Annotated in this window: 21 protein-coding genes; 6 read left to right on the top strand and 15 right to left on the bottom strand. The window is 69.5% G+C overall.

The window, feature by feature from the left end; translation table 11 throughout:
- Position 1: 1 nt before the first annotated feature.
- Genes M8859_RS02920 through M8859_RS02895 form a run of 6 tightly spaced genes read right to left on the bottom strand, consistent with a single transcriptional unit; the run spans position 2 to position 12,459 of the window.
- The gene (locus M8859_RS02920) at positions 2 to 964 is read right to left on the bottom strand and encodes a DUF1702 family protein (RefSeq protein WP_223521506.1); all 963 of its coding nucleotides are present in this window, start codon (positions 962 to 964) and stop codon (positions 2 to 4) included.
- Positions 965 to 997: 33 nt separating this feature from the next.
- The gene (locus tag M8859_RS02915; protein WP_195138967.1) at positions 998 to 1,492 is read right to left on the bottom strand and encodes a flavin reductase family protein; all 495 of its coding nucleotides are present in this window, start codon (positions 1,490 to 1,492) and stop codon (positions 998 to 1,000) included.
- Entirely contained in the window at positions 1,489 to 2,700 is a 1,212-nt protein-coding gene (locus M8859_RS02910) for an RnfABCDGE type electron transport complex subunit D (RefSeq protein ID WP_249643713.1), read from the bottom strand. The genes M8859_RS02915 and M8859_RS02910 overlap by 4 nt, the downstream gene beginning before the upstream one ends.
- On the bottom strand, positions 2,697 to 4,709 hold the full coding sequence (locus tag M8859_RS02905) for a CRTAC1 family protein (protein ID WP_249643712.1): 2,013 nt from the start codon (positions 4,707 to 4,709) through the stop codon (positions 2,697 to 2,699). Before M8859_RS02905 ends, M8859_RS02910 begins: the two co-directional genes overlap by 4 nt.
- Positions 4,706 to 6,136, bottom strand: coding sequence for an aminotransferase class I/II-fold pyridoxal phosphate-dependent enzyme (locus M8859_RS02900; protein ID WP_159921163.1), 1,431 nt, complete (start codon positions 6,134 to 6,136; stop codon positions 4,706 to 4,708). Before M8859_RS02900 ends, M8859_RS02905 begins: the two co-directional genes overlap by 4 nt.
- Complete coding sequence (locus M8859_RS02895) at positions 6,133 to 12,459, bottom strand: type I polyketide synthase (RefSeq protein ID WP_249643711.1); 6,327 nt, start codon at positions 12,457 to 12,459, stop codon at positions 6,133 to 6,135. Before M8859_RS02895 ends, M8859_RS02900 begins: the two co-directional genes overlap by 4 nt.
- Positions 12,460 to 12,907: 448 nt before the next feature.
- On the opposite strand from M8859_RS02895, the gene M8859_RS02890 reads away from it, so the two are divergent.
- Positions 12,908 to 13,456: an ester cyclase gene (locus tag M8859_RS02890; protein WP_195069350.1), complete on the top strand. Its 549-nt coding sequence runs from the start codon at positions 12,908 to 12,910 to the stop codon at positions 13,454 to 13,456.
- 24 nt (positions 13,457 to 13,480) lie between these two features.
- Here M8859_RS02890 and M8859_RS02885 read toward each other — a convergent pair whose 3' ends face one another.
- A complete protein-coding gene (locus tag M8859_RS02885) occupies positions 13,481 to 14,209 on the bottom strand; it encodes a TetR/AcrR family transcriptional regulator (protein WP_159921169.1) in 729 nt (242 codons plus the stop codon).
- Between the two features lie 1,123 nt (positions 14,210 to 15,332).
- Between M8859_RS02885 and M8859_RS02880 the strand changes: the two genes are divergently transcribed.
- Positions 15,333 to 15,530, top strand: a complete 198-nt coding sequence (locus M8859_RS02880; protein ID WP_195069349.1) for a hypothetical protein — start codon at positions 15,333 to 15,335, stop codon at positions 15,528 to 15,530.
- Positions 15,531 to 15,719: 189 nt separating this feature from the next.
- A complete protein-coding gene (locus tag M8859_RS02875) occupies positions 15,720 to 15,899 on the top strand; it encodes a hypothetical protein (protein ID WP_195138972.1) in 180 nt (59 codons plus the stop codon).
- Here M8859_RS02875 and M8859_RS02870 read toward each other — a convergent pair.
- From M8859_RS02870 to M8859_RS02855, 4 genes are all read right to left on the bottom strand, one after another.
- Positions 15,896 to 16,297 (bottom strand): PaaI family thioesterase, encoded by a 402-nt coding sequence (locus M8859_RS02870; RefSeq protein WP_159921175.1) that lies wholly within the window; start codon positions 16,295 to 16,297, stop codon positions 15,896 to 15,898. The genes M8859_RS02875 and M8859_RS02870 overlap by 4 nt on opposite strands.
- A gap of 54 nt (positions 16,298 to 16,351) precedes the next feature.
- Positions 16,352 to 17,551, bottom strand: a complete 1,200-nt coding sequence (locus M8859_RS02865; RefSeq protein ID WP_223521525.1) for an MFS transporter — start codon at positions 17,549 to 17,551, stop codon at positions 16,352 to 16,354.
- Between the two features lie 100 nt (positions 17,552 to 17,651).
- The gene (locus M8859_RS02860; protein WP_249643710.1) at positions 17,652 to 18,401 is read right to left on the bottom strand and encodes an SDR family oxidoreductase; all 750 of its coding nucleotides are present in this window, start codon (positions 18,399 to 18,401) and stop codon (positions 17,652 to 17,654) included.
- Between the two features lie 64 nt (positions 18,402 to 18,465).
- Positions 18,466 to 18,837, bottom strand: coding sequence for an Rv1352/Rv1906c domain-containing protein (locus M8859_RS02855; RefSeq protein WP_195069347.1), 372 nt, complete (start codon positions 18,835 to 18,837; stop codon positions 18,466 to 18,468).
- Positions 18,838 to 19,409: 572 nt separating this feature from the next.
- On the opposite strand from M8859_RS02855, the gene M8859_RS37480 reads away from it, so the two are divergent.
- From M8859_RS37480 to M8859_RS02840, 3 genes are all read left to right on the top strand, one after another.
- Positions 19,410 to 20,768, top strand: coding sequence for an N-acetylmuramoyl-L-alanine amidase (locus tag M8859_RS37480; RefSeq protein WP_159921179.1), 1,359 nt, complete (start codon positions 19,410 to 19,412; stop codon positions 20,766 to 20,768).
- A 95-nt stretch (positions 20,769 to 20,863) separates the two neighbouring features.
- Complete coding sequence (locus M8859_RS02845; protein ID WP_249643709.1) at positions 20,864 to 21,898, top strand: CobW family GTP-binding protein; 1,035 nt, start codon at positions 20,864 to 20,866, stop codon at positions 21,896 to 21,898.
- A gap of 183 nt (positions 21,899 to 22,081) precedes the next feature.
- Positions 22,082 to 22,273 (top strand): hypothetical protein, encoded by a 192-nt coding sequence (locus tag M8859_RS02840; protein ID WP_159921183.1) that lies wholly within the window; start codon positions 22,082 to 22,084, stop codon positions 22,271 to 22,273.
- Here the strand turns inward: M8859_RS02840 and M8859_RS02835 are convergent.
- The 4 genes from M8859_RS02835 to M8859_RS02820 form a co-directional block, all read right to left on the bottom strand.
- The gene (locus tag M8859_RS02835; RefSeq protein WP_249643708.1) at positions 22,263 to 23,285 is read right to left on the bottom strand and encodes an AraC family transcriptional regulator; all 1,023 of its coding nucleotides are present in this window, start codon (positions 23,283 to 23,285) and stop codon (positions 22,263 to 22,265) included. The genes M8859_RS02840 and M8859_RS02835 overlap by 11 nt on opposite strands.
- A gap of 140 nt (positions 23,286 to 23,425) precedes the next feature.
- Entirely contained in the window at positions 23,426 to 23,860 is a 435-nt protein-coding gene (locus M8859_RS02830; RefSeq protein WP_159921187.1) for a molybdenum cofactor biosynthesis protein MoaE, read from the bottom strand.
- Complete coding sequence (moaCB, locus tag M8859_RS02825) at positions 23,847 to 24,923, bottom strand: bifunctional molybdenum cofactor biosynthesis protein MoaC/MoaB (RefSeq protein ID WP_249643707.1); 1,077 nt, start codon at positions 24,921 to 24,923, stop codon at positions 23,847 to 23,849. Before moaCB ends, M8859_RS02830 begins: the two co-directional genes overlap by 14 nt.
- Positions 24,920 to 26,155: a molybdopterin molybdotransferase MoeA gene (locus M8859_RS02820; protein ID WP_195069344.1), complete on the bottom strand. Its 1,236-nt coding sequence runs from the start codon at positions 26,153 to 26,155 to the stop codon at positions 24,920 to 24,922. Before M8859_RS02820 ends, moaCB begins: the two co-directional genes overlap by 4 nt.
- Positions 26,156 to 26,308 lie beyond the last annotated feature (153 nt).

Here is a 26,308-nt window from a genome sequence, read left to right as displayed (position 1 = left end):
CTCAGGCTCGACTGGCGGTGACGATGTCGGCGATCCGGTCCCGCCACAGCAGGTAGGTGCCGGAGGTGCCGTCGTCGGGCAGGCCGTCGAGCGAACTCTCGATCAGCGCATCGGTTTTCGCCACGGTGGTGCCGCAGAAGACCCGCGCCGCCGCCTCGCTGTGCTCGTTGACGCTGTTGGTCTGCTGCCGGATGCGCGCGACCATGGCCGAACCCAGCGACAGTTGCGGCCGGAATTCACCGGCCATATCCCAGAGCTCCTCCATCGCGGCCGGTTCCACGCCGCCCGCGAAGGTGACCGCGATGCCGACGCCGCTCCACAGATCGGTGTGGCGCTTCGGGTCGAACTCGTCGATCAGCCGCACGACACCGGCCGGGTTGCCGCCGCCGATGAACCACAGCGCGCGGCCCATGCCCTGATCGGCGATGCGCTTCAGGTTGTCCCGGTCGCCGAGCCAGCCGGGGTAGCGGGTCTCGACGTGCTTGTCCCGCACGTAGCGCTGCATCTGGAAGAAGGCTTTGTAGAAGCCGTAGCCGTCGATGGCGAGCCAGCGGAACAGCGGGTGCCGCGGGAACAGCTTCTTCCACCGGAACTTCGGGATCTTCGCCATGGCCAGGCCCACTCCCACGTACATGGTCAGGGCGTAGTCGCAGGCCGGCCCATCGATCAAGTCGGCGGCGCGACGGCCGGGCGAGAGCGAGTCGATGGCGGTGAGCCCGACCGCGGCGCCCTCGTAAGCGAAGCCGCGGTACTTCGGCGGCACCTGCAGCAGCGCGGCGATCAGCTCCTCGTTGTCCGAGCTGCGGACCGCGGAGTCGATGCCGCCGACCAGGTGCAAGGTCACCTGCTCGAGTTCCAGCGCGGTGTGCTGGTCGGGCTGCTCGAATCCGCTGAGCACCATGCGGACACTGGCCGGACTGGGGACGAGCAGGGCCGCGCGCAGCGGACCCAACGGCGAGGGCATGGGATCTCCAATCGTCGGGGGAGTATGGGGTCGTCAGAGGAGCAAACGACGGAAGCCGCCGTCGAAGAACGTCAGCGCTCCGGTGGCGGCCGGTTCGGCAGAGCGTTCGGCGTGCACGACCTCACCGATCACGATGCTGTGGTCGCCGCTGTCGAAGACCGTGTCGAGCTTGCATTCCAGGCCCGCGGCCGCGTCCGCCAGCATCGGCGCCGCGGTGTGCGGGCCGGGGAACCACCCGACCCGGTCGAATTGCGCGCTGCCGTCGGGGCGGGTGGAGTCGGCGAAATATCGCGCCACGGCCTCCTGCCGCGCGGAGAGCACGGAGACGGCGAACGCGCCCGCCTCGTGGATCGCCCGGTGCAGACGTGCCGTGTGGGCCACGCACACCAGGATCAGCGGGGGATCCAGGGAGACGGACGTGAACGCGTTGGCGGTCATACCGTGTGGCCGTGGCCACCCGGTGGTGACCACGGTGACACCGGTGGTGAAAGCGCCGAGCACGCGGCGCAGCTCGGCGCTGTCGGTCATGAGCGGGCAGCCTCCGTCACCAGCTCGGCGGGCTCGTCCTCGTCGGGAGCGACGGGACCGGACTGCGCCGGCGCGCTCGGCGCCGCGCCGCGTTGCCGCCACCACTCGGCGATGCCGCGTGCCCACCAGTAGACGCCGCGAGCGCCGCAGACGACGACCAGCGCGATGAACAACCCGTAGGAGATGTGCAGCGCGGTGACCACGCCGTACATGATGCCTACCGAGGCGCCGAACATGATCTGCTGCTTCTTGCCCGACGGGGTGGTGCCCGGATCGGTGACCATGTAATTGGTGAACAGCACGAATGCCAGGCCGGTCATCATGCTCAGGCCGGCCAGGATCGAGATGTTCGGCTCGATGATCCCGCGCACGATGGCCTGGAGTGCGAACGCGCCCACCCACGCCATGATCAGCGGCATCTTCAGCGTCAGCTTGGCGTTCAACAGGGTGCCGGTCATCAACAGGCCGAGCACGATGAGCGCGTCCGCCGGGCCGGAGATGTACTCGGTGAAGTGGTAGGGCGGCGCGACCGAGATCATCGGGAACACCAGGAAGCACACCACCACGCCGAAGTTCGACGGGTTCATGAAGTGGCGCACCTTGCCGTTGATCTTGGCGCGCAGCACCCACTTCGTGCCGACGGCGACCACGATGCCGAAGATCACCGGCCACAGCTTGTCGTGGGCGAAGGTCAGGAAGTTGAACGCCAGACCCGTGATGTGCGCGGGGAGCAGGAACTCGAACAGCCCGCGCGGCCCCCGGCCCAGGAAGGCGGGCGACCGCTTGTACGCCCAGGCCGCCAGGACTTCCAGCCCGATCTCGGTGGAGTACGCGGTGGCCAGCGCGATGAACGGCCACAGGAACGGTTGCTCGAAGCCGAGCAGCGGGAATCCGATCAGATTGAAGATCGTGATCGAGATGGCGAAGTTGCGCAGCGCCAGGTAGCGCGTGTCCTTGGTCGGCGCGGGGGTTTCCACCCACTCCTTGGCGAATTCGGTCCCCGAACGCTGAACGGCCGAGATGCGTTCGGCGGCCGTCGTTTTGCTCTCCGGGGCAGCGCCGTTGCCTGCCGCGCCGTTGGCGGCCGCGCCGTTGGCGGCCGCGCCGTTGGCGGAGGCGCTGCCGTTGCCTTCGATCGCCGCGGTTTCGTGCTGCCCGTTCGACGCGGCTGCCGCGTCGCCCGGATCCTTCTTGTCGTTGTCGCTCATCGCTGCTTGACCTCCTGCGCGTTCGAGGCGAGGTTCACGGTGTGCCAGCCCGGTGCGAGCTGGAGGGTTTGTTCGTGCGGGGTGCCATTGGTCTCCCGCCAGCGCAGCACGACGTTCAACGGAGCGGCCGGATCGACCTCGCCGAGGCCGATGTGCACCTCGGTGGCGCGCTTGCCGGTGTGCCCGCTACCGCCGTCGAGGTGGCTGGTGAGCAGGCGGCCGTCCGCCGTGCGCACCTCGACCTGGGCGTCCACCGCCGGAACGCCCTGGACCGGAAGGCCGGCCGCCGTCGTCGTGGTCGTGGTGCCCTCCCAGACCGGCTTGAACAGTTTCAGGCCGAGGAACTGGCCGTTGTCCGCCTTGTTGTTGTGGTAGAAGGTCGGATCGCCCCACTGGCGGGCGACGGCGAAGCTGAGCGCGCCGTTGCCGGAGGTGTCGCCGACGGCGATGCCGCGCGAGGGGATCGGGGTGTCCATGCCGAGCGCGTGGGTGAGGTTGGCGAACTTGCCGTCGTCACCGCGGCTGAAGAAGCCGACCGGATCGCTGCCCGCCAAGTCGGCGTCCTCGCCGATGATCGGCCAGGACCACGGGTACTTGGTCAGGTCGTCGTTCATGGTGCCGAGTTCCTGGATCTGCGGCCACCGGTTGACCTCGCCTTTGATCATGCCGGTGGACTGGACCACCTCGTTGCGACCGTCGTTGTCGAAGTCGTTGATCTTCGCGTCCCAGCCCCAGGTCTCCCAAGCCAATCCGACGTCCGTCGCGCGATTCTCGAACGGCGCGACGCCCTCGGCCAATTGCCGCGCCGCGTCGGCGGTGTCCTCGGCCGTGTTGTAGAACGCGAAGTGCCCTTCCATCAGAGCGAAGCGCACCGCGATGTTGCTGACGAACAGGTCCGGCATGCCGTCGCCGTTCATATCGCCGAAGTCGGCTGCCATGCCCTTGTCCGAATCATGGCCCAGCACATACGACTTCGGGTCGGTGAGCCCGCGCTCGCCCTCGGCGAATCCGAAGCGGATCCGGCCCGGCGTGGACTCGTTGACGAACAAGCGGTCGCGTCCGAAGTCGTTGGCCACGTACAACTCGGGCAGTTGGTCGCCGTTGAGGTCGGCCGCGGCCGCCGCCAGCGCCCATCCGGTGTCCATGCCGATCGGGAAGGGGTTGGCCACCTCGCGGTAGTCGGCGGTCGGTTCCTCGCCCGCCTTGGCGGAGGCCAGGGTGAAGATCCGGTCCTTGCCGCCGTTGCGGGCGTTGGACAGCGAGTCGGTCATCCACAGCGCGAGCTGGCCCTCCTCGGAGAGCACGTCCATGTCGTTGAAGTACTGGCCCAGGTAGATGTCCGGCTTGCCGTCGCCGTCGAAGTCGGAGACCGAGACCGCCGCGGTGATCCAGCGCTCGCCCTCGTAGTGCCCGTCGGGGGTGTTCGGCGAAGCGACGATGTCGATCGGGCGGAAGGCCTTGGCGTCCAGGCGGGTGGCGTTGGCGCGCTGCAGGTACAGGATCGGCGTGCGGCCGTAGTACGACACCAGCGCGTCCATCCGGCCGTCACCGTTGAAGTCGCCGGGAACGCAGCCCGAGGGCACCGTGGACGAATCCGCGGGCAGCGGCTCGGGGTCGAGCACGAAAGGCTCGTACCGGCTGGTGTTGCTGTCCGGGGTCGGCGTGATGAAGGCCGTGTCCGAGCGGGGATCGACTACGCACAGGTCGTCCGCCAGCCGGTTGCCGTCGAGGTCGTTCATCGCGATGGCCGCGCCGACCGAGGAGATCCAGGCCGACAGGTGCTTGTACGGTTCGCGCAGCTCACGGATCTTGCGGTCGGTCGGCAATCCCTTGGGCAGCGCGATCGGCATCGCGGTGAAGTCGAACTTGCTCGCGATCGGCCCGCCCGCCACGTCGTGCGTCGGCAGCAGCGCCGAACGCGCGGGAATGAACAGCGAGCCCATCAGCAGCAGGGATACCGCGGGGACCACCGCTTTTCGGAGGACGGATCGGTTGATGGGAATTTTCACGAGTGCTGCTCCTCATGGGCGAGAGTGAATTGCTGTCCCGCGGTGTCCGCGAGTCCGTCGAGCACCTCGCGCAGCGTGGCCAGCGCTTGGTCCATTTGCTGCTCGGTGTGCCTGCAGTTGATGAAGAACCGCAACCTGGCCTCCCCGGCCGGGACGACCGGGTGGGTGATGGCGTTCACGCTGAAGTCGCGCTGCAGCATGGCCAACGCCGCGAGCACGGCGGGTTCGTCGGCGCCGGTCATGACCGGGATGATCGGCGAATCCGACGACATGCCGATGTCGAAGCCGTATTCCTCGGCGCGGCGGTGGAAGTACTCGCTGTTGCGCCGCAACTGGGTCACGCGTTCGGGCTCGTCGCGCAGCACCTCGAGTCCGGCCAGTGCCGCGCCGATGGCCGACGGGGCGGGGGCGGCGGTGTACATGCTCAATCCACCCGCGACGTACTTGAATCCGTCGACCAGTTCCCGGTTGCCCGCGAGATAACCGCCGACGCTGCCGAGGGCTTTGGACAGCGTGCCCATCCAGACGTCCACCGCGTCGCCGGGCAGGTCGAACAGCTCACGCACGCCGTGCCCGGTGGCGCCGAGCGTGCCGAACGAATGCGCCTCGTCGATCATGATCGAGCAGTCGTAGCGCCGGGCCACCTCGATGATCTCGGGCAGCCGCACCACGTCGCCGTCCATGCTGTAGAGGCCCTCGATGATCACCATGGCCCGGTCGAAGCTGCGGCGCGACATCTTGAGGATGGTCTCGAGCGACTCCGGATCGTTGTGCCGGAAGGAAACCCGCTTGCAGCGCGACCACTCGGTGCCCGAGACCACGCTGTGGTGGATCAGCGCGTCGCACACCGCGAGATCACGTTTGCCGAGCAGGAATCCGACCGCGGCGGCGTTGGTGAGGTAGCCGCTCGCGGTCACCAGGGCCGCCTCGGTGTCGTAGACGCGGGCGATCTCGGCTTCCAGCTCGCGATAGATCGGCAGCTCGCCCGCCACGATGCGGACGGCGGCGGCGGAGGTGCCGTACCGATCGATCGCGTCCTTGGCGGCTCGGCGCACCCGCGGGTCGGCAGCCAAGTCCAGATAGCCGAAGCTGCTGAAGTTGACCACGTCCCGGTCTGCCATCCGCGTCACCGCGCCGCTGATGCCCTCGTGCGGCAGGTAGTACGGGTTGATCAGGCCCACCTGCCGCACCCAGGCGTCGAATCGCCCGAACCGCTGCCCGGCCTCGAGCACGCCAGGGTGATCACGGAAGGAGGTGTGCGCGGCCCCGCGCGGCGCGGTGCCGCCGTTGGCGGGGGCCGGGGTGGGGGTGGCGGAGCCGTTCGTAGCTCGTGCGCCGTTGGTCGTCGCCGGGGCGGCGCTGGTCTCACCGCCCGCGTGCCTGGCCAGCAGTGCGCGGGCCAGCTCCCGGGGGTTGTTGTCGGTCATTCGTCCTCGCTCCTCGCCGCGCGCTCTTCTTCCTGGGCAATCTGCTCGGCAATTCGCGCGCCGAGCCCGCGCAACGTCAGTCCGATCACGGCGAGCACCGATAGCTGGGTGCCGAGCACCTGCACCACGCGGGCCCCGAACTCCATGCCCATCAGCGAGTCCATGCCGAGTTCGGGCAGCGGGGTGTTCAGGTCCACCGTCTCGGCGTCGACGCCGAGCACCGCGGCGAGCTGTTCGGCGAGCAGGTAGGCCACCACCTCCCCGCGCTGTTCGACACCCAATCGCAGGATCTCCGCCCGCAGCGCACCCGCGCCCGACGCTCCGCCGCCCGCGGCCGCCACCTGCTCGGCGAAACGCGGCGTGCGGGTGGACGGGCGGTGCGCCAGCGCCCACTGGCTCCAGTCCACGTCGAACAGCACGATCTGCGGCAGGTCCAGCCGCAGGCACTCGCCGAGCAGATCGGTGGCCACGTCCATGTCCACTGAGCGGTAACCGGTCATCTCCGCGTACCGGCTGACCGCCTCGTAGTCGGCCATGCCGCCGCCACCGCTCATGAAGCCCCAGTTCACCGCCAGTGCGGCCGCGCCACGGGCGCGGCGGGCGGCGGCGATCATGTCGAGCACCGAATTGGCCGCCGCGTAACCGAATTGGGGCGAGATGCCGACGATGCTGCTCGCCGAGGAGAACAGCACGAACATGTCCAGATCGATGCCGGCGGCGGTCACCGCGGTGTCCAGGTTGACCGCGCCCGCGACCTTGGGCCCGAAGATCTCCGCCAGCGACTCGACGGTGATCTGCGGGACCTCGAGGTTGTTCACCACACCGGCGGCGTGGAAGATGCCGCGCAACGGACGGCCGCAGGCCTGGATGCGCTCGATGAGCGCGGCGACGGCGTCGTAGTCGGCCATGTCGATGCGTTCCTCGACGACTTCCACGCCGGCGGCGGCGAATTCGGCGACCGCGGCGCGGGCCGCGTCCCCCGTGGCGCCGCTGCGCCCGGCAAGCACCAGGCGACGCGCGCCGATCCGCACCAGCCAGCGCGCGGTCGCCAGCCCGAACGCGCCGAAGCCGCCGGTGACCAAGTAGCTGGCCGCAGGGTCGATCGGCAGGCTCGGCCGCTTCGCCAGCACCGTCGGTTCCGGTTCGCGCAGGTCGAGCACGACCCGGCCGATCTGCTTGGACCGCACCACCGTTTCGAACGCCTCGGCGGTCGAATCCAGCGTGAACGCGGTGTAGGGCAGGTAGTCGTAGGTGCCTTCGTTCAAGGCGTCCATCGCCCGGCGCGCCGCGCGCCGGACCAGTTCGGGACGCACCGCAAGGGCGCGGTCCATGTCGACGGCGAAGAACGACAGGTTCCGGTCGAACGGGCGCAGGTCGATCGCCCCGCCGCCGTAGATGTCGGCTTTGCCGATCTCGACGACCCGGCCGAATTCGGCGGCCACCCGCAGGTTCTGCTGGAGGATTTCACCGGGGGAGGAGTTGTAGACCACGTCGACGCCGCGCCCGCCGGTCAGCGTGAGCACGTCGTCGACGAAGCTGATCGAGCGTGAGTTGACCACCTCGTGCGCGCCCGCCGCCGTGGCCACCGCGCGGCGCTCGTCCGAGCCCGCCGTCGCGATCACCCGCGCGCCGAGGCGCACCGCCACCTGGACCGCGGCCATGCCCATGCCGCCCGCCGCGCCGTGTATCAGCACCGTCTCACCCGGTTGCAGGTGCGCCAGTTCGCCGAAGGCGAATTCGGCGGTGAGGAAGGGCAGCACCGAGCTGGAATGGCAGGGGTCGAGCACGGAGTCGGGGTAATTGAGGGGCATCGTGGCTCCCTCGTCGGGCCGGAGTGTGACGTGGCGGCGCAACAGATCCTTGGCGCACACCGACATCTGGTCGCCGACGGCGACATCGGTCACCCCTGGACCGACCCGCTCGATCACGCCGAATCCGTCCATGCCCAGCTCGGTGCCGAAATACGTTCCGGCCAGCTCCTTTTCGGTGAGCACGCCGAGCGCCTTGAGCGCGTCCTTGTAGTTGAGGCCCACCGCGTCCATCCGGATCTCGACCTCGCCGGGACCGGGCGCGACCCGATCCACCGCGCGCCACGCCAGGTCCGACAACAGCCGTGAGCGCGCGATCTCCAAGCGGAACGAGGCTTCCGGGTCGGTCAGCGGTGCGGCCTCGTCCCAGACCGCCAGATGATCGCGCAGAGACTTGCGCAGGTGCAGCGCCCAGCACGCGCCCGCCCGCAGCGCGACCTCGTCGGCGCGTCCGTCGCCGAGCACCTGCTCGATGATGTCGGCGGCGCGCGTGGCCGGTTCGGTGTCGACCAGTCGCCAGTGCACCGCGGGTTGCTCGTTGCGCAAGGTGCGCCGGGCGCCGGTGAGCGCCGCCTGCGCCGGATGCGCGAAGGCGTCGATCGGCAGGCAGAACGCCTGCTCGGTGACCACCACGGCGCGTACCTCGGCCGCCGGGGCGTCGTCTTCGTCCTCGCCGACCACCAGCTCGCCGAGCGCCTTGGCGACCAGCGCGAGCCCGTAGGCATTGGGCACCGCGTCCAGCTCGGCGCCGGACACCACGACCACGCGGCTGCGTGTCACGCCGGGCCGCTCGTGGGCGGCCCGTAGGGTCGCGAGGACGCGCCGCGCGGCGGCCTCCTCCGGTTCCAAAGTGAGGATCTCCGACGCGGCTCGGGCGCTGGCGATTTCCTTCGCGCGCTGGGAGACGGTGCTGCCCAGGCTGATCACGAGCAGGAACTCCTCCGCGCCCACGGGTTCGTCGACGGCCGTGGTGTCGTCGACGATGGACCACACCGGCTCGTAGAACAGGCCGTCGAGCTGGTCGTGCAGATCCGGCTCGGCCGCGAGACTGGCGAACCGCACGCCCGAAAGCGTCAATGCGACAACGCCTTCCGGTGAAGCGACGGTGATGTCGGCGCACAGCGGGTCGCCGTCCACCCGGCGCACCAGCACGACCGCCCGCTCCGGCAGCGGCCCGGTCCAGCGGACCCCGGCGACCGAGGACGGCACCACGACGCTCGCGCCGCGCGCGGTCTGGGCGTACAGGGCGGCGAAGCATTGCAGCGCGGCATCCACCGCCGCCGGGTGGGCCAGATGCGGCAGGCTCGGCGCGCGACCGGCCAGTGGCGTGAGATCGAGCCGGGCCACGACGGAGTCGCCCCCGACTTGCGCCGCGGTGATCAACCGGAAGCTCGGGCCGTAGGCCAGGCCGTGCGCGGCGAGGCCGTCGTACAGCGTCGCCGCCGCCACGTCCACCGCGTCCGCCGCCGGGGTCAGGTCGATCGTGCGCGCGTCGACGTCGGCCTCGATCAGCCTGCCGTGCGCGTTGACCGTCCAGGTGGTCGCCGTGGCGGCGCGCGAGCGCAGCGTGAACCGGTGGGTGGTCTCCTCGACGGTGAGGCGCAGTACCGGCACGTCGTGCTGCCCGATCACCAGCGGCGCGACGAACTGCACCGACTCCAGCCCGAACGTGGTGCGGCCGGTGCGCACCGCGACGGCGCTGAGCGCGGCGTCCAGGTAGGCCGCGCCCGGCAGCACGACCGACCCGTCCACGACGTGATCCGGCAGCCACGGCAAGGCGGCCACGGACAGCTCGACCTCCCACTCCGGCGCGGACGCCGCCGTGCGCTGACCGAGCATGACGTACCCGTCGACGGCGCCGACGCGGTCCGCCTCGATCGCGGGGTCCTCGGTCCACAGCGTGCGGCGCTGCCACGGGTAACGCGGCAGATCCACGTGCGCGACAGGCGTTCGGGGGGCGCCGGGCGCGCGTGTGGTGTCCAGCCCGCCCACCTGGTACAGCTCGCCCACCGCGCGCAGCAGGTTGTCGCGATCGTCGGCGTCGCGCGACAGCGTGCTGATCGCCGCGCCGTCGAGGCCGCGGCGCACGAACGCCTCCTTGATGTTGCCGCTGAGCACCGGGTGTGGTCCCACCTCCAGGAACACCCGGTGGCCCGCGTCGAGCAGGCTGTCAACGGCCGCGCCGAAGCGCACCGGCTCGCGCACGTTTCGGCACCAGTACTCGGCGTCCCAGTCCGGGCCGGACAGTTCGCCGCCGGTGACGGTGGACCAGATCGGCACGCGCGCGGGCTGCGGCGTGAGGCCGGCCAGCGCCGTGGTGAGGTCGCCGAGGATCGTGTCCATCAGGTGACTGTGGTAGGGCACCTCGACACGCAACGCCTTGGCGAAGACGCCTTCGTCGGTGAGTTCGGCCCTGATGCGGTCCAACTCGGTCGAATCACCCGACAGCGTCGCCGCGGAGTGGCTGTTGACCGCCGCGACGCAGACGCCCTCGACGCCCGCGAGACGCTCGTTCAGCTGCTCCTCCGAGAGCCCGACGGCGAGCATGCCGCCGGTGCCCGCGGTGGTGGCCTGCAACCGGGCGCGGTGACAACTGACCAGCAGGGCGTCGCGCAGTGACAGCGAGCCGGAGGCGTAGGCCGAGGCCACTTCCCCGACGCTGTGGCCGACCACCGCGGCGGGGTGGATGCCGGCTTCGGCGAGTTCGGCCAGGAGCGCGGCCTGGACCAGGAAGTTCGCCGGCTGCGCGTACTCGGTCCTGGTGATCCGCGACTCCTGCTCCGGGCGCAGCAGTTCCTCGACGATCGACCATCCCGCGATCTCGCGGAAGATCTCGTCGATCGACCGCGCGGCGGCGGCGAAGTGCCCGTCGGCCTCGAGCAGGCCGCGGGCCATGCCCCACCACTGCGGGCCCATGCCGCTGAACACGAATACCGGCCGGGTCGACCCGTCGGTGAGCGCGCGGACGGGTGTCTTGCCCGCTCCCACGGCGAAATCGGCCAGCTGCGCACGCAGGTCACCGGTATCCCGGTAGGCGAACGCGGCGCGGATCGGATGATGCGCGCGCTGGACCCACGCGGCCTCGGTCACCACGTCCACGGGGGCGGTCTCGGTGAGGTCGTGCAGGTGTGTGGCCATCGTGCGCAGCGCGGTCTCGTTGCGGGCCGACAGCGGCAGCACGGTGATCGGTGTGCGCGCGGCCTGCGCGGGCGTCGCGGGGACCTCGGGCGCGCGGGTGAGGATCGCATGGGCGTTGGTGCCGCCGTAGCCGAAGCTGTTGACCGCCACCGCGGCCCGGCCGTCGCCGTTCGGCAGCGGTTCGGTCTCCAGCGGAATGCGTACGCGCAGTTCGTCGAACCGGATCTCCGGGTTCGGGTTGTCCAGCCGCAGTTGCGGGGCGATGACGCCGTGGTGCAGGGTCAGCGCGGCCTTGATGACGCCCGCGACGCCCGCGGCGGCCTCGGTGTGCCCGATGTTGTTCTTCACCGAGCCGACCGGCAGTGGCTCGTCGCGGCCCTCGACCGCGCCGTACACCGCGCCCAGGGCGGCCAATTCGAGCGGGTCGCCGACCGGCGTGCCGGTGCCGTGCGCCTCCACGAAGCGGATGTCGCGGGCGTCGACGCCCGCCAGCCGGTGCACCCGCCGGGCCAGGGCCTCCTGCGCGACCGGGTTGGGCACCGGGATGGCCAGCGTGCGGCCGTCCTGGTTGACGCCGCTGCCGCGCACCACCGCGTAGATCCGGTCGCGGTCGCGCACCGCCGCGTCCAGCGTCTTCAGCACCACGGCGCCCGCGCCCTCGCCGCGCCCGTAGCCGTCGGCGGCCGCGTCGAAGGACTTGCACCGGCCGTCCACCGCGAGGAAGCGCCCTTTGCACATGGAGATGAACGCCTCGGGCCGCAACATCGCGTTGGCGCCCCCGACGATCGCCGTCTCGCACTCGCCCGCTTCCAGCGCGAGCATCGCTTGGTGCAGGGCGACCAGGGAGGACGAGCAGGCGGTGTCGATGGTCATCGTGGGTCCGAGCAGGTCCAGCAGGAACGCGATGCGGGCCGACAGCAGCGTGTGCGAGGAGCTGGTCGGGCTGTGACTGTTGATGGAGGCCCGGGCGATCGAGCCGCTGCGCACCAGCGCGTTGTCGTTCATGAAGCCGCCGACGAACACGCCGACCTCACGACCGCTGACCCGCCCCGCCATCCCGGCGTCGTCCAGCGCCTCCCAGGCGACCTCGAGCAGCAGCCGCTGCTGGGGATCCATGATCGACGCCTCGCGCTGGGAGATGCCGAAGAACTCGGCGTCGAACTCCCACAGCGACTGGGTCAGGAAGCCTCCGTGCCTGGTGTACATCCGGCCCGGCGCGTCGGGGTCGGGGTCGTAGAACTTCGCGAGATTCCAGCGGTCCGTCGGTACTTCCACGATTCCGTCGCCCCTGTGCACGACGAGATCCCAGAAAGAGTCCGGCCCGTCGATGCCGCCCGGAAAACGGCAGCCGATACCGACAATTGCTACATTGGGCATGCAAAATCCCCTGATGCTCAGGCATTCGAAAGCGCCGCCGGTCGGGCGTCGGCGTCGACGAATCAGCGTGGAGACAATCGGATTCGCGACGCCGGTAAACCTGTTCGGCCATGAGCGTCGCCCGGAGGTGAAGTGGTTCCGCGGTAGGAGGTGAGTGTCCACCCATGGTAGGAGGCCCGATTCGCGAAGGTCAATACGGAATCGAGCCGTCGGTAATCGAAAAGCATTGTCTGACAGGTAAAGACAACTCCATCATCAATGCAGGTAGAGACAGGTATGACAGTATTATTCCGCTGTTATTACACGGTTATTGCCCAATTAAATAGGATGGATTACATCGTTATTCCCACGTTTTTGAGAACATTCAGCGCGCGAAGCTGTTGAGTAGCGGCTCGATTCGTGCCTACGATGACGCGTCGAACGCGCACCGAGGTGAAAGGTGATGGGCGTGAATCCGTACAACACCGGGCAGTTCCGTATCGAAGCGGAGGCCGAGCCCATCGAAAGCCTCGCCTGGCTGATCGAGTTCGCCGAGCAATACATCGCGGGATGGAACAGTGGGGACGGCGCGGCGGTCGCGAAATGCGTCACCGAGGACACGATCTGGCGCGACCCATCCCTGGACGCGCCCGCGCACGGGCGGGCGGGCGTGGAGAAGTTCGTCGCCGACACGGTGCGCTCGTTCCCGGACGTGGCCTACACCAACCCGTTTCCGCCGGTGCTGGCCGCCGACGACCGGATCGCGCTGGTGCCGTGGCGGATGACCGGCACCCATCTGGGCCCGATCGACCCGCCGGGTTTCGGCCCGACCGGCAAGCGCATCGACCTGCTGGTCATCGATGTGTGGCAGTTCCGCTCCGGGCTGATCTGGCGCAGCCAGGCCACCTGGGACCTGACGGAGATGCTGCTGCAGTTGGGTCTGATGCCGCCGCGCGGAAGCGCCGCGGAGCGCGCGATGGCACGCGCCCAGCGGCTGAGGTCCCGGCTGCCGTTCTGACCGGCATTCGCCCCGTGCCGGCGGTCAGTCTCCGGACTGGGCGGCGAAGCGCTCCACCGCGAGCAGAACCGACGCGCCGACGGTTTCCAGTTCGGCGCCCATGCCGACGAGAAGATTCACGATCGCAGGTACCAGAACCTCGAGCAGGCCGTCGTCGCCCAGATGCCCGGCCATCTCCAATTGGACGAAGCCGAACAGGCCCATCCACAGTTGCGCCGCGGCGGAGCGGACGTCCGCGGTGTTGATCAACCCGGCGTCCTGAGCGCGCTGCACCGCGCCGACCACGTGGTCGAAGGTTTCCGTGTAGTGCTCGAACTCCGAATCGTGCCCGGCCACGAGCACATTGCCGCGGTTGATCTTCATATCGATGCGCGTCCCGGTGCCGAACATCAGCCCGAACAGCTCCGGCCTGCGCTGGGCCTCGTCCCGGAATACGAGGCCGAGTACGAGCAGATCGGTGATCGGCTCCTCGCTCACCCCCGCCGCGGTCATGCGCGCGGCCAACCGCGCGAAGCCGGCGGAACCGGCCGCGCGGATCAGGCCGGGCATCCCGCCGAAGTTGGAGTACACCGCCATCGTGGAGACCCCGCACATTCGCGACACGCGGCGGACGGTGAGCGCGTGCAGACCCTCGGTCGACACCACCTCGACTGTCGCGTCGATCAGGCGATCGCGCAGGGCGGTGTTCATCGCGTCCGTTCCGGCGGCTGGGCGCACGGCTAGTTCAGTTGTTCCGGCAGTCTGCTTGCTCATCGTTTCCGTTTCCCCAAATACGGTCAAGCCGTGACGCGTAGGTCTGCTGGTGCGCTGTCCTCGGGAAGGCGGTACCGCGGCTCGGCCGAGGACGCCTTGGTCGTGGTCACCGCGAAGACGGCCGGTAGCGGCGCGGACGCTCGTGGCCGGATCGCTCGGCCCGGCCTTCGCGGTACCGGGGAAAGGGCGTGGGTTTCGATCGATGCACCGTCGATTCGCTCGGACAGGGAAGCTGATCGTGGTTCATCGCGCACAGATTTCTCCGTTCTTGCCGCACGAACGGGCGGACAGAGCATGAGGTGGGACCGCGTTCGCGGGCTACGAAGAGCAGGTGCACCCGCCGAGAGGTGCGTGTCGGAGGTGAGTGTCGTCACTGAAACTCTATGTGATAGAGGGTAACACCCACGCTGGATCAGCCGAATGTTTTGCGGCATCCCGGAATTCGCCGGGACACGCGCTATTGTGCTGATCGACGAGCGAAGCCGCTTAGTTCTGGATTCGGTGACAATTGGTCTGCGAATCCGTCCTGTGATCGGCATATGTTGTCGCAAATGGGACAAGTGGGACCTGCGCTCGGTGCGGTAAAGAGTGGATCGCGTATTTGTCAAGATCGACCTCGAACGTGCTGATGCGGGACAAGTGACTCGCCGATCCGGAGCAGGGCCGGGACGGGCGAAGCCGCCGAGGGGATGCCGCGTCGCGGTCATCAGCTGCCGCCGGGTCTGGAGAGCGCGGTCACAAACATCCGGCAACGGTCCCGTCAAGCGGGACAGATAGTGGGCGGGAGGTCGGTCGATGTCGTCATCGATTCCGGGAGTCGTCGCCTGGCCTGCGATCTGCCTCGTCGCCGCGGTCGTCGCGTTCCGGCTGATGCTCCTGCGCGACACGGTCGTCGACCAATTGGTGAATCGCCTGTTCGTCTGGGGTCTGCTGAGCCTGCTGCTGTACCGGTGCGCCATGACGCCCGCAAGCGCGAGTCCGGCGCACCAACTCGTCCTCGGCTGCACCGTGATGTCCTCGATGTGCCTGCAAGGAGTCGTCCGCGTCTGGGCCGCGGACGTGCAGCTGGGGGCGGTCCGGCGCAGGCACCGCGTTTGCTGCGATCGCCGCCGGGTCCACCGCCGTGATCCTGCTGGCGGGCGCATCGGCTCGGCGCGAGGGGAGGCTCGTCGACCTGACGCCGGACGTGGAAGGCCTGGTGGTGTGGACCGCGTTCGGACTCCCGCTGCTGATGAACATCTGGCTGTCGGCCCGTATGTTCCTACCGGAGTTGCGGTCCGACGGCATCGGCCCGGCGGGAAAGCTGGTGTGCGGGCGATGATCTGGGCCGCGGCGGGATCTCACCGCCGCGGTCACCGAGATCGTGCTGCCGCCCGCCCCGACGAGCGGGTCGACGCGAGTACCCGGCTGATGCGGATGACGGTGGAAATCCAGGACGTGCTGTCGCAACTCGGTCGCTAGCCCCGGCGACCGCGGGCTGGGAGGTCCGCTGACCGACTACGCACACCGAGTGGCGTGCGCGGTAATCGCACGGAAGGCGGGATCGGCGCCGCTCGCGTCGACCTCGGTCCAGCCGCCGGTCCCCGCGGCGGATTTCGACGCCGGGCTGCGGCAACTGCTCGATCTCGCCCGGGTGTGGCCGACCGCCCGCGCTGCGGCCGGGGCGGCGCCGGCCCTGGTGGCGGGCTAGAGCACCGCTTGGGTCTGGGTGACCTTCGCGACCAGCTTGTCCGCGTCGTCCCGGATCACCGTCTCGACCACGATGAACGAGCGTCCGGCGTGCAGCGGCGCCGCGGACGCGATGGCATGGCCGGCGCGGACCGCGCGCAGGAAATTCGTCTTCGACTCCACCGTGGTGGTGCCCTGCTTTCCTTCGGGCAGATTCAGGAACGCGCACACCGCGCCGGTGGCGTCGGCCAGCGACATCAGTACCCCGCCGTGCAGCACGCCGCCGAGCGTGCACAGTGATTGGTCCCAAGCCAGGCGGCTACGGACCAGTTCGGGTCCGTGGGCGAGCACCTCGACGCCGAGGCGCTCGGTGAACGGCATGGTCTGGTGGAACAGCGCGGTGCCCGTCTCATCGATCATGGCCGCGATCCTGCCCGCCACCGGTCGCCGAGTCGATTACCTTGCGGGTAATCGTCAGTGCGCCAACTGTCTCCGGTCTCGGCGGCGGTGGGCCCACACGACCGCGACGACCGACAACGCGGTCGATCCGCCGCAGGCCATGACGAGTCCGGGCGAAGAACGGTCCACGAGCACGCCACCCGCGAGCGCGCCGAGCGAGATCGTCGCTTGGAAGGAGGCGGTGAACAGCACCGAGGCCGCTTCCGGTGCGTCCGTGGCCGCTTTCGCGAACCATGCTTGCGAAGACACCGGCACCGCGCCGTACCCGACGCCCCACACGACGAGCAGAACTGCCGCGCCGAACGACCATTGGCCCAGCCAGGGAAGCAGCAGTGTGGCGGCCGCGATCAGCGCCGTGGCTGCGGCGAGGGTGGCGCGGGGTCTGCGCGCGATCGAGGCCCCGCCGAGGAAGTTGCCGCACATACCGGCCGCGCCGTAGACGAGCAGGAGCAAGGTGATCGTGCCGGGGCCGACCCGGGTGACCTGCTCGAGGAATGGCGTCACGTAGGTGTATGCGCCGAAATGGGCCGAGACGACGAGGAATGTCACCAGCAGGGCGAAGTGGATACCCGGGCGGCGCAGCAGGGTACCGAGAACCGCGGCCCGGGTGACCTGTTCGGCGCGCAGCGCGGGCAGGAATGCGATCAACATGGCCAGCACGACGGCCGCGAAGGCGCCCACCACGAGGAAAGTCGTTCGCCAACCGGCGATCTCACCCAGCAAGGTACCCGCGGGGACGCCGAACACGGAGCCGAGCGGCACCGACGAGAAGATCACGGCGTTGGCCTTGGCGACCGAGTCCGCGGGTACGAGCCGTTCGGCCAGTCCGGCCGCGATGGACCAGAAGCCGCCGATGGTGATGCCGACGAGGATCCGTGAAACCAGCAGCACCCGATAATCCGGTGCGGCCGCGGCCAGCGTGTCGGCGAGCACCAGCAGCAGCATGAACAGGCACAACATCCGCCGTCGATCGATGCCTGCGGTGGCGACGGTGACGACCGGCGCCGCCACGGCGGCCACCAGCCCCGGCATGGTCATCATCAGGCCGGCCATGCCATCGGAGACGGTGAAGTCGGCGCCGATCGAGGTGAGCAGCCCGATCGGCAGGATCTCGGTGGTGACGATCGAGAAGATCCCGAGCATCACCGCGACAACCGCGGGCCAACCGGTGGGTGCGCTGCGGGCGGTGCGTTCAGTGGTGCGGAGTGTGGACACGGCGTCGAGTCCAGCAGCTCCGCGGCATCCGAGCTGGCGAGTTCCCGACAGCACCGTCGGCGCCCGGCCGCGCCGGTGCGCTCGCGCCCCGCTACCTTGTTCAGCTCATCCGCGCCACCAGCGCGTCGGGGAGGTGGGGGAGCGCGAAATCGAGCAGCCGCCACGGCCACCCGGGGACGCAGGCCCGGCGCCGCTCCTGCTCGATGGCGGCCACCATCGCCGCGACGCCCTTGTCCAGCGGCGCGACCATTCGCGCGTCGCCCGCCTTGGCCGCCATGTCGGTGGCGATGAAACCCGGTAACAGCGTGGTGACGGCGATCGGCGAACGGGCCAATTCGGTGGCCAATGCCGCACCGAGTGCGGCGACGCCCGCCTTGCTCGCCGAGTAGGCCGCCTTCTTGCCGGGCAGCCCGCGCACCGCGCTCATCGATGAGACGAGAACCAGGTGCCCGGCATCCTGCGCGCGGAAGATCTCCAGCGCCGCTTCCGCCTGCGCCAGCGCGCTGACGAAGTTGGTGGTCGCCGTGGCCAGATTCGCATCCGCCCTTCCGCTGCCGACCGGCGCTCCCTTGCCGATCCCGGCGTTGACGATCACGCGGTCGAGGCCACCCAGCTCGTCACGCAGTTCGCCGAAGACGCGCGGAACCGCCGTGTGGTCGTCCACGTCGAGTGCGCGCACCGCGACGGTGACCTCCGGATGAGTGGCCCGCAGCTCGTCGCGCAGCGTCGTGAGCGCGTCCAGCCTGCGGGCGCACAGCGCGAGGTCGCGGCCCTTTGCCGCGAAGTCCCGCGCCATGGCGGCCCCGAGACCCGTGCTCGCGCCGGTGATCAGAATCCTGCTCCTCGTCATGCGGCTGACCCTAGCGTTCGCCGAACGCGCGGCGATACGCCGCCGACGGGACGTGCGCCGTTGCTCAGCCGCCGAACGATCCGGTCGGCGGCGGGGTCGGCGACAACCGCCACGGACCGCAGTTCTCGGTCTTGAAGCCGACATCGGTCGGCTCGATCTCCACCCGGACGGGGCTGAGCCGGGTGTAGTTGTTGGCGATGATGTACTGCATGTTCGTGTTGTCGCCCTCGACCTTCCACAGCCTGCGCCAGTCGCACGCGTAGGCCGGATCGGAGGCGCCGGGCGCCTCCCAGACGCCGGGGGCGATATCGACGCCGACCAGGTAGACGCCGTCGTGCGGCATGGTGTTCGCGGGTTCGGCCGCCGCCGTTGCCGTGGCGAGCAGGGTCGCCGCGCAGGTCATGGCTCCCGCGAGTAGGAGGGCGCTTGCACGCATACCGTTCTCCTTGACTTGTACTACCGCCGCGTCCACGTACTTCCGCCGCCGCGGCCGACTCGGGAGATCCCCGCATCTCCGCGGCCAGGAATACCAGAACGGACCGGGTGGTGTGGCCCGAATTCGCGATTTCGCGCGGGTGGACGCGGGCTCGGCTGCCCGGCGATCGGTCGGTGTGGCCGGGCGATGCCGACCCGAACTCGTCGAGTCCCGCCTTACGCAACCACGAGTTCGCCGACAGGCTTGGCAAGGGGTCTTCTGGTGTACCAGCTACTGGCTTTGTTCCGTGCCGCGGCGCGTGGTTGTCGCGAAGGTAGTCCGGCTTGCCCGTATCCAGCAGCAACTTCGACGTCTTCTGCGTGCCGATCGGCACGGTGTGGCTCCGAATGCATTACGCTCTGCTATCTCTGCGCAAACTGTCTCGGCGCGTTCGCCGACCGGGCGCTGCGCATGCCGTAACACTTCGATTACGTAACTTGCTTCGCTGATACACGTGTTGTCAGAGTAACCAGTGGGTTTGGTGTTACAAGTGGGAAGGGAGGGGCGCCCCGTCCCGGGGCGCCGACCGCACTATGAAGCCAAGCATCGTCAAGGCCGGTATCTGTACCGCCGTCACGGCCGCGGTAACGGTGACGTTGTCCGGATTGCTGCCGGTCACCGCGCACGCGGCGCCGTCGGCGCTGGACATGTCGAAGAAACTCGCGGGCAAGACCGTGTTCCTCGACCCCGGACATCAGGGGCCGAACCATTCCCAGGACCTGGCAAGACAGGTCAGCGATGGTCGCGGCGGCACCAAGGACTGCCAGACCACCGGCATGACCACCATGAACGGCGTTCCCGAGCACACCATCAACTGGAACGTCGCACAGGTCGTCAAGACGTCGCTGGAGACACTCGGCGCGCGCGTCGTGCTGAGCCGCCAGGACGACACGAACTGGGGCGGCTGCGTCGACGACCGCGCCCGCGCGGCGAGCCAGTCCGGCGCAGACGTGGCGGTGAGCATCCATGCCGACAGCGCGCCCGCGCAGTATCGCGGGTTCCACCTGATCGTCCCGGAGCTGCCCATCCCGAATCTGATCGTCGACCAGGCGCAGTCCGGTGCGGGACGCGCCGCGTCGACGTCGGTGCGCGACGCGTATCGCCAGGCGGGATTCCCGCCCGCGAACTATGGCGGCGTGGTGGACGGGCTGCAGACCCGCAAGGACGTGGCAGGGCCCGCCCTGACCACCGTTCCGGTGGTGTTCCTCGAGATGGGCAACGGCGCCAATCCCGAGGACGCGGCGCTGCTGGAGACCCCGGACGGGCAGCTCAAGCACGCGATCGCGCTGACCACCGGCCTGGTCGGCTACCTGCTCGGCGGACCGCAAGCCGGCGCTTCGCCGGATCAGCAGGCAGCGCAGCCCATCCCGCCGGGTACGTCGTTCGATCGCCCCGCCTCGGACCCGGGCACGCCGCAGGGCCAGGCGAATCAGGGTACTCCGCAAGCGCAGACGAACACCGGTACTCCGCAAGCCCAGACGAACACCGGTACTCCGCAAGCCCAGACGACCCCCGGTACTCCACAGGCCCAGAACCCGGCGATCCCGCAGGCGCAGACGATCCCGGCGGTGCCCCAGAGCCCCGCGGCCCCCGCGGTGCCGCAGGCGCAGTCCGCTCCGGGCGCCTCGACGCCGAAGTCGGCGCCGGGCGCGGCGACACCGCAGTCGCCGGGCACTTCGGCGACACCGGATGCGCCGGGCGCGTCCGGAGCCCAGTCGCCGGACACGCCGTACGCCCAGCAGTCCCCGGGGACCGCGGGCGGCAACGCCTCGATCATGGAGTTGCTGATGCCGTTGGCGAAGATGCTGGGCTTGGACGACAACGCCATCACCACGGAATTGATCAACCTCGGCTACAGCCTGGCGGCCATGCTGCTGGGCCCCTCGAAATAGTCCGCACACCGAACCCACCGGACGCCATCCTCACCACCATGAGGGTGGCGTCCGGCATTTTTCGCGGGTCGGGCGGGCGCACTAGGGTGAGCGGAATGGCAGACCGGATTCCTGTTGTGCTCGTCGCGGGGTTTCTCGGTTCGGGGAAGACCACGCTGCTCAATCACTTGTTGCGAGACAACCGGGGGACGCGGATCGGCGTCGTCGTCAACGACTTCGGAGCGATCAACATCGATTCGATGCTGGTCGCGGGGCAAGTCGACGCCATGGTCTCGCTCGGCAACGGCTGCGTGTGCTGCGCGGTCGACGTCACCGAGCTGGACGAGCTGTTCACCCGGCTCACGCAGCCGCGCGCCGGAATCGACGTCCTCGTGGTGGAAGCCAGTGGCTTGGCCGAGCCGCGCAATCTCATCCGGATGGTGCTCGGCAGCGACAACCCGCGCCTGCGCTACGGAGGACTGGTCGAAGTGGTCGACGCCGAACAGTTCCCGGACAGCAGCGCCCGTCATCCGGAACTGCGCACCCATCTGCGCCTGGCCGATCTGGTGGTGGTGAACAAGGCCGATCGGGTGGCGCCCGAGCAACTCGCGCGACTGCGTGCGGACATCGCGGCACTCGTCGGCCCGGTGCCCGTGTACGCGACCACCTACGGCCGGATCGATCCCGGGCTGTTGTTCGACGAACCGCTGCGCGAACGGCCGCTGGTGGCCGAGCAACTGAGCTTCGACGAACTACTCCTCGACCACGACCACGACCACGATGCCGGGCACCGCCACATGCACGACGACTACACCAGCGTCTCGTTCACCACCGCACGAGCGCTCGACCCGCGCAAGCTGATCGGTTTCCTGGAGGACCCGCCACCGGGATTGTTCCGGGCCAAAGGCTTCGCCGCCTTCGGGGTTGCGGACGAGCGCAGGAAATTCGTCATGCACATGGTCGGTCGCCACATCGTCTTCGAGTCGGGCAGCTGGTCGCGCGGCGAATCGCGGGGCGCGCAGCTGGTGCTCATCGGGGCGGGCCTGCACACCGACACGGCCCTGGCCCGGCTGCACGACACCGTGCACGACGCCGCAGATCCGCTCGACCCGCAGAGCATGCTCGGCGTGTGGCGCTATACGCCGCACTGAACGCGCCAGATTGGCGCGTTCGGTCGCGACATGGCGCGTTCGGTGCTGGTGACCGAGTGGTCTTTTCGTGAGACTGAAGGCGTGTCCGCCGGTCCGGGGGCACGGGAGCGTACTGCCGCGCGCGGCGCCGCCCGGCAGCCGATCCGTCACCGACCGAATCGTCCTGCGACCGATGGGAGTTCCGTGTCAGATTCCATGGAGAGCGCCACCGCGTACGTCATCCAGGCGCTCGAGGCCAAGGGCACCGCCACCCGCGATGACTTCGATGTTCCCGCGATCGTCGCCGAGACCCACGCCATCGCCAAGAGCTGGGATTTCCGTGCGATCGAGGACGCGACGTTCTGGTCGATCGCGGCGCGTTTCCTCAGGACGTGAACGTCCGATCCGCCCGCTCGGTGCGATGCTCGGTGATGGCCAGCGACCACCGCCGAGCCGCTCGCCGCATCGATGCCGGATCGGAGTAGCCGAGAATCTCCGCCTGGCGCGACGCGCTCAGCGGCCCGGCGGCGGTCGCGGCGACCAGCCGTGCGCCACGCGCCCGATCCAGTTCCGCGCGCCACGTGGTGCCCGCCTCCCGCAACCGGCGCTGGAGGGTGCGCGGGCTGGTGGCCAGCCTGCGCGCCACGCGCTCCAGGGAGGCGTCGCCTTCGTCCAGGCAGTCCGCCAGGGCCGTCGCGACCCGTTCCGGCCATGCCGTGGCCAGCGGTGGCGGCGGCGGAAGAGCCGCGGCCAGCGGCTGCAGTATGCCGGCCAGCACCGGATCGCTGGTGGTCAACGGTAGATCCATGTCCGAGGCGCGAAAGGTCATGGCGTCCACCGGCGCGTCGAACTCGATCGCGGTGGTGCCGAACACCTCGACGAAGGTCTCGATTCGTGCGGGGGCGTGCTGGCGCAGCGAGACCCGCAGCGGGGCCAGCGGTTCACGCACCACGCGCCGCGCCCGGCTGAGCACCGCGCTCAGGCCCCACAGCTGGGTCAGGTCACGGCCACGGCCCGCACCATCGATCATGTCGAGGTAGAGCGTGACCTCCTCGTCGTTCTCCGCGACCAGGTCGAATCGGTGATTGGTGGTCACCGCGGTGACGTACGGCCCGCAGGTCGCCAGTCCGGCCCCCAGCGTCGGGGCCGAGGAGAACAGATAGTCGTAGAGGCCGAGGCAGGTCAGCTCGTAGCGGCTCGCCACGTTCAACGCGACGTCGGGGTCACCCAATTCGTGTTCGGCGATCTCCCACAGCCGAGAGAACGTCTGGCTGGGCAGGTGCAGATCCTCGCCCGCCATGGTCCACTCCGGTAAACCGGATTCCCGCAGCAGCCGGTCGCGGTCCACGCCTACCGCGGTGAGTTGCGAGATGACGAATCGGTGGAGCAAAACCTGGTCGGTTCCCATCGCGTGCTCCTTCCCAACGCAACCGATCGGCCCACCTCGGCTTACGAGCGAAGCGAGACGGAAGCGCATTCCGATCGCAGCCCGGCGCACACGCTATACCGGCCGTGTTGATTCGTCATGAGATTCATGTCACGGACAGATCACCCGCAGGCGTTCACCCATTCGGACAGGCCGTCGGCGAACAATTGGCGCTTCCAGATCGGCACCTCGTGTTTGATCCGGTCCACCAGTTCCGCACACGCGGCGAACGCTTCGCCGCGATGCGCCGCCGCCACCGCGACGACGATCGCGCGGTCGCCGATGCCGAGCGACCCGACGCGGTGCACGGCGGCGACCGGCAAGCCGTGCGTGGTGGCGATTTCGGCGCAGACGGTGTGCAGGAAACGCTCCGCTTGCGGGTGCGCGGAGTATTCCAGGGACGAAACGCTCTGTCCGCCATCGTGATCGCGGACCTTGCCGGTGAACACCACGACCGCGCCGTAATGCGGTCCGGTGACCGCCGCTTCGACCTCCGCCGGGTCGAGCGGCTGGTCGCTGATCCGGGCGAGCCGGACCGTGGCCTCAGCCGTTGTCATGACTTCCACCTCCGGCAACTTGTGCGAGCAGATGATCCAACAGCGGTTCCAGCACCGCCATGCCGTCTTCGACGCCGCCGAGCGATCCCGGCAGATTCACGATCACCGAGCGGCCGGCGAGCCCGGCCACACCGCGGCTGAGGGCCGCGAGCGGGAATTTCGCGGTACCGCGCTGCCGGATCGCCTCCGCCACACCGGGAAGTTCGCGATCGAGCACGGCGAGGGTGGCTTCCGGGGTGCCGTCGGTCGGCGAGGCGCCGGTTCCGCCGGTGCTGATGACGAGGGAGGGTTCGAACCGCAACGCGTCGGACAACCCGATCTCGATCTCGGCGTCGGCGTAGACCAGCGGACCGCGCACCGAGAAGCCCAGACCGGCCAGCCAGTCCACGAGCGCCGGGCCGGTGGTGTCGATGCGGGTGCCCGCCGCGACGCCGGTCGACGCGACCAGCACCACCGCCGAGCGTTCCTCCCCGTCGAATTCCGGCTCGGCGTACTCCGGGGTGTCCTGCGCGTCATCCGCGTCATCCGCGTCATCGGAGGACAGCTCGTCATCAGCGGAAGGCAGGATCTCGCTCTCCTCGGAGGCCGCTTCGGCCGGGCGCTCCCAGTGCCCGCGCTTGCCGCCTTCTTTGGTGAGCAGCCGCACGTCGGTGAGCGTAGCGGCGGGGTCGACCGCTTTCACCATGTCGTGCAGGGTGAGCCCGGCGACCGCGACCGCGGTGAGCGCCTCCATCTCGACCCCGGTGGGGCCTTTGGTCTTCGCGGTGGCCTCGATCGTGATGGCGGTGTCGGTGAAACCGAACTCGACCCGCACCGACGACAGCGCCAGCTGATGGCACAGCGGGATCAGCTCGGCGGTCTTCTTCGCTCCCGCGATGCCCGCGATGCGGGCAGTGGCCAGCACGTCCGCCTTCGGCATGTCGTCGGCTCGCACCAGCGCGACCACCTCGGCCGTGGTGCGCAACTCGCCCGCGGCGACGGCGATCCGGGTGGTCTCGCTCTTGGCGCTCACATCGACCATGCGGGCGCGACCTTCGTGATCGACATGGGACAACTCGCTCATAAGGACCACACTCGCACAAACGCTCCGGCGGGCAGCGCGGTGACCTCGGCGGGCACGTCGATCAGCACGTCGGCCCACGCCATGGCCGCCACGAGGTGTGAGCCGGGCCCGGACACCACCTCGACCGCCTCCGGATGCCGGTGCGCCTTGCGCGGAGCGCCGACCAGCTTGCCGCGCAGGAATTGACGCTTCCCCTCCGGCGAGCGCGCCACGGCGTTGCGCAGCGGAAGCTCGTAGGCGTCCACCTCGGGCAGCCCGGCGAGGTGGCGCAGCATCGGGCGGGCGAACACCTCGAACGACACCATCGTGCTGACCGGGTTGCCGGGGAAGCTGAGCACCGGCACACCCTCGACGACGGTCAGCCCCTGCGGGCCGCCCGGTTGCATCGCGACCGAACCGAACTGCCCGCCCATGGGCTCGAGCACGTCCTTGACCACCTCGAAGTCGCCCTTGGACACCCCGCCGGAGGTGAACACCACATCGGCGGCCTCCGTCGCGGCCGACAGCAGCGCGCGGAAACGCGCCGGATCGTCGGTGCTGTGCGCGACCGAGACCACCTCGACGCCGTTCGCCGCGAGCGCCGCGGCGAGGGCGACGCCGTTGGAGTTGTAGATCTGCCCGGGACGCAGCCTCTTTCCGGCCTCGACCAGCTCGTCGCCGGTGGTGATCACCGCGCCGCGCACCGGGCGGAAGACCGTCACCGCGGGCAGGCCGACCGCGGCGAGGGCGGCGACATGCCGGGGCGCGAGCCTGGTCCCGGTACGCACGAGCAGGTCGCCGCTGCGTACGTCGGTGCCCGGCTCACGCACGAAGTCGCCTGCGCCGCGGCCACGCTCGATGGTCACCGTGCCGTCGCCCGCTCGGGTGTCCTCCACCGGCACGACGCAGTCCGCGCCGGGCGGGATCGGCGCGCCGGTCATCACCTTCATCGCCGCGCCCGGCGGCAGGGGCGTGCGGCCCGCGGCACCTGCCGCGACCACGCCGGTCAAAGGCAGGGTGACCGGGGCGACCAGCACCGATTCCGCGCGCACCGCGTATCCGTCCATCGCGGAGTTGCGGAACACCGGCAGGTCGATCGGCGAACGGACATCCTCGGCCAGTTGCCTGCCCAGCGCCCGCGGCACCTCGACGGACTCGACCGCGCGCGCGGCCAGCGGCCGCAGCAGCTGTTCGATGGCGGCGCGGTAGTCGTCGACGGGCCTGGCCGAGACGTCGGCGGGCCGAGGGTTCATGCGAGTCAGCCTAACGCCCGATCCGGGCGATTCTCCGCCTCCGTGGCCGTGCGCCGTCCGTGCGCAGGTCACCCCACCCGGACGCGGGCCTCACCGCGGGACCGTCCCCATGGTGAGCAGCCGGCGCGCCATTCCGCCCGCAGACGAATCGGG

The sequence above is a fragment of the Nocardia sputi genome (genome assembly GCF_023501985.1).
Note: the sequence above shows the minus strand (reverse complement) of the source record. Positions and strands in the feature narration are given on the sequence as shown.